Here is a 3,990-nt window from a genome sequence, read left to right on the forward strand (position 1 = left end):
CTTTTAGCACTGCCTAACAAACACAACATTGGTAAATAGTTTATGGCAAGTAGTTCAAGAGGTCATTTCTCATCGAGACTTGGTTTTATTATGGCGGCTGCAGGTTCTGCGGTTGGCCTAGGGAATGTGTGGGGTTTTCCGACCAAAGCGGCAAGTAATGGTGGCGCGGCATTTTTAGTGATTTATTTGGCGATGGTATTCTTGCTGGCGTTTCCAATGCTGGTTGCGGAATTGACGATCGGGCGACATGGACAATCTAACCCCATCGCTTCTTTAAGAAGTATCTGGACCAAAAATCGTGCGGCGGCGGCACTGTTTGGTATTATCGCGATGATTGCCTCATCGATGATCCTCAGTTTTTACTCCATTCTTGCCGGATGGCTTATGGGTTTTGCGGCATCTCCTATATTAGGCTTGTTGGGTTTACAGACGGCGGCCGATTGGTTAGTGAATTTTAGCGGCTTACGCAATGTTTTACTGGCTCTCGCATTTTCTTTGCTCACTATTTATGTTGTGCGAAAAGGTGTCGCGGACGGCATTGAAAAATGGTCTACCCGTTTGATGCCAGTGCTTTTTATTCTATTCGGCGCCATGATTGCTTATATCTTTACCCAAGATGGGGCAATGGAAGGATTGAAGATGTATTTGATCCCTGATATTGCGCACATCACTCCCAGTTTATTAGTAGACGCAATGGGGCAAGCTTTCTTCTCTCTCTCTTTAGGCGTTGGAGCGATGATCGTTTATGGCTCATATCTTAAGAAAGATGTTAATTTGCCAAAAACAGCGGCGCAAGTCGCGGCGATTGATACAGGAGTGGCGTTTGCAGCTGGCCTTTTGATTCTCCCAGCAATGTTTGTGGCTAAAAATCATGGTGTCGAAATTTTTGATGATGCAGGCAACTTGATGAGTTCGGGCGATTTAGTCTTCACCGTGCTGCCTGCGATGTTTGATAATATGGGCAGTGCAGGGGTGTTGCTCGGCTTTGGTTTCTTTATTTTGATGGTTATCGCAGCGCTAACTTCTTCAATTTCTATGCTAGAAGTACCAGTATCTTGCGCGCAAGATGAACTAAAAATGACTCGTAGCCAAGCAACATGGATGATCGGTGGAGCCATTGCGCTGCTGAGCATCATCATTTCCCTTAACTTTGGGGCGTTATTTAACCTAGTGGCTAACGTCTCGACCGTCTATATGCAACCTTTATTAGGTGTGGTTTGGGCTATTGTGGTGGGTTGGGTTTGGCATCGTAATAAATTGCTTGATGAGATCAAACAAGGTAACCCAGACATTGCACAAAGCCTATTCTGGAAAATTTGGCCATGGTACGTGCGTTTTGTTTGCCCCGTGGCGATTTTAATGGTCTTTGCTTATTCATTAATTTAGCGCATTCCTAAGGCTCTCATCCGAGAGCCTTTTTATCATCCTACGGCCTTGAACCTTGCATTTATTGGTATCTGTGTTGTTTAACGCTATACTCAGCCGCCTATTCTGCAGTTAGTGATTCACATGTTTGATATTCTTTATACTCACAACGATTTTCTCATCATCAACAAGCATCCCAATGTTTCTGTACACAAAGATGACGGGGATACGATGCTTCTGCAAGAAGTGGGTAAGGTTTCAGGTGATGGCCAGCTCTACTTAGTTCATCGGTTGGATAAAATGACGTCCGGCATTTTATTGCTTGCCCGCCACCAAGCTGCGGCCAGTGAGTTGTCTAAAAACTTTGCAGCAAGGGAAGTCGAGAAATTCTATCTTGCCATTGGCAGTAAAAAGCCTAAAAAGAAACAGGGCTTGATAAGCGGTGATATGGAACGCTCTCGACGTTCGTCATGGAAGTTAGTAGCGACACAAAATAACCCTGCAGTAACGCAGTTTTTTTCCTGTTCTGCTGAGCCGGGTGAACGTCTCTTTTTATGTAAACCTTTTACCGGAAAAACCCACCAAATTAGGGTTGCTTTGAAATCACTCGGCTCTGCGATTGTCGGTGACCCGATTTATCATTCTCATGATGATTCTGATAGAGGCTATCTACACGCTTTTGCGTTACGTTTTTGCTATCAGGATCTGTGGTATCAATTTATCTGCGACCCACGCAATCAAGTAGCGATGGGGCAGAAATGGAACTCAGACATTGTTAGCCAAGGGATTGAATCTTGGTTAACACCTTGGAATCTAGTTTGGCCGAAAGTAAACAAATGACAGAACAAACAATGCAACGCTCAGCGCTTCCTCACTTTTTTACCCATATTGAGCAGCAGCTCTCTTGTAATACCGGTGAAATTCGCCGCTTATTTCATGGCCGAGGTCGTCAGTGGTCAGGTCTAGAACAGCTCACCTGTGACTGGTTGCAAGGGCAGTTAGTCGTCAACTTATTTAAAAATGTCGAAGAAGATTTTCTCGCGGAGTTAAAAGCGGGTTTGTCGCACCTAACAACCCGTCCGTTATGGCTAGAAAAGCAAGGTCGTTGTGTTTTACTTCAGCATCGATATGCCGATGGCGCGCCTTCAGAAACAGTATGGGGAGAATTAGAGCCTTTCCCTGTGGTGGTCGAAAATGGCTTAAAGTACCAATTGAGCATTGGGCGTAACCAGAATTTCGGGCTGTTTTTGGATATGCGCTACGGCCGTGAGTGGGTTTCATCTCACGCTAAACATAAAAATGTACTGAATCTATTTGCCTATACTTGCGGTTTTTCAGTAGCAGCTATTGCTGGTGGTGCTGACCAAGTTGTGAATGTCGATATGGCCAAAGCATCACTGGCTAAAGGCCGTGAAAACCATCAATTAAATGGCCACAATCTCAATTCAGTGAAGTTTCTTGGACATGATATTTTCAAGTCTTGGGGGAAAATCAAAAAATCAGGGCCATATGATTTGATTATTATTGATCCTCCTTCGTTTCAAAAAGGCAGCTTTGCGCTGACTAAAGATTATCAACGTATCTTACGCCGTTTACCAGAGTTGTTAGAACAAGGCGGCGAAGTGCTTGCATGCGTTAATTCACCAGCCGTAACCTGCGACTTTTTAATCGAAGGGATGAAGGTGGAAGCGCCATCACTTACTTTTCAAGCTCGCCTAGAAAACCCACCAGAGTTTGAAGATATTGATCCGCAAGCCAGCCTGAAAGCACTGATTTTCTCCTAAGTAGAATGGAGACTAGGTAAGATCACGCCATAATAAAGTTGGTTATGGTGTGATTGCTCCTGACTTCAGGAATTATTAATTTTGCAAAATATGTTCAATCGGTGAGGGTTTAGAATAGATGAATCCTTGGATAAGATACACAGCACGAGTAGCAAGATAATCAACTTGGTCTCCGCGTTCAACGCCTTCAGCAATAATTTCAATATTAGCTTCTTGTGCTGAGAGAATAATGGAATTGAGTACCTTTATTTTTAAGTCGTCAGTTCCAATCGTATCAATAAACATTTTGTCTATTTTAATACAAGAAATGCCAAGATTTTGTATATATGAGTAACCACCGTAACCTGTCCCAAAATCATCAATTTTGAACTTATAGCCTTTTGCCATAAGATGAGATAGTGCCCTACCTGCATTTTCAATATTAATAAATGGCGTTCTTTCTGTTATTTCAAAATGAATCTGTTTGGTGGTCGGCCAATTGAGTTCTTCTAGTGTTTCTGCTAAGCCACCACTTTCAATGTGGGCTGGCACGATATTGATACTCACCCATTGCTGCACATCGAATTGTTCTAAATCATCAATTACTTTTCTTATGATTTGATTCGTTATCTGGATGATTAAACCGGATGTTTCCGCCGGACCAACGAACTCATTTGGTGGAACCATCTCCTTGCCTTTGCACCAACGAACTAAGATCTCATAGCCAATAACTCTCTCTTCTCGGCTATCAAGAATGGCTTGGTAGTAAGGGATGAATTGTTTATCTTTAATGCCTTTAAGAATTAATCCTTGAATTGAGTTTTTATAATTTCTGAACTTTAAATAAAAAATAGATAATAAG

4 protein-coding genes are annotated in these 3,990 nt (G+C 42.7%); 3 read left to right on the forward strand and 1 reads right to left on the reverse strand.

What is annotated here, in order from left to right:
- Nucleotides 1-42 precede the first annotated feature (42 nt).
- The 3 genes from AACT21_RS07430 to AACT21_RS07440 all read left to right on the forward strand — a co-directional run bounded on the left by AACT21_RS07430 (nucleotide 43) and on the right by AACT21_RS07440 (nucleotide 3,149).
- Nucleotides 43-1,386, forward strand: coding sequence for a sodium-dependent transporter (locus tag AACT21_RS07430; protein ID WP_013857032.1), 1,344 nt, complete (start codon nucleotides 43-45; stop codon nucleotides 1,384-1,386).
- A gap of 123 nt (nucleotides 1,387-1,509) precedes the next feature.
- Nucleotides 1,510-2,205 carry a TIGR01621 family pseudouridine synthase gene (locus AACT21_RS07435; RefSeq protein WP_013857031.1) on the forward strand — a complete coding sequence of 232 codons (696 nt, stop codon included), beginning with the start codon at nucleotides 1,510-1,512 and terminating at the stop codon, nucleotides 2,203-2,205.
- 11 nt (nucleotides 2,206-2,216) lie between these two features.
- Nucleotides 2,217-3,149: a class I SAM-dependent methyltransferase gene (locus AACT21_RS07440; protein WP_094163147.1), complete on the forward strand. Its 933-nt coding sequence runs from the start codon at nucleotides 2,217-2,219 to the stop codon at nucleotides 3,147-3,149.
- Nucleotides 3,150-3,224: 75 nt separating this feature from the next.
- Here the strand turns inward: AACT21_RS07440 and AACT21_RS07445 are convergent.
- A partial coding sequence (locus AACT21_RS07445) for an EAL domain-containing protein (RefSeq protein WP_141195226.1) occupies nucleotides 3,225-3,990 on the reverse strand: 766 nt, incomplete at its 5' end.

It is taken from the genome of Vibrio sp. V08_P9A1T1 (assembly GCF_963874405.1).
Taxonomy (GTDB): Bacteria; Pseudomonadota; Gammaproteobacteria; order Enterobacterales; family Vibrionaceae; genus Vibrio; species Vibrio anguillarum.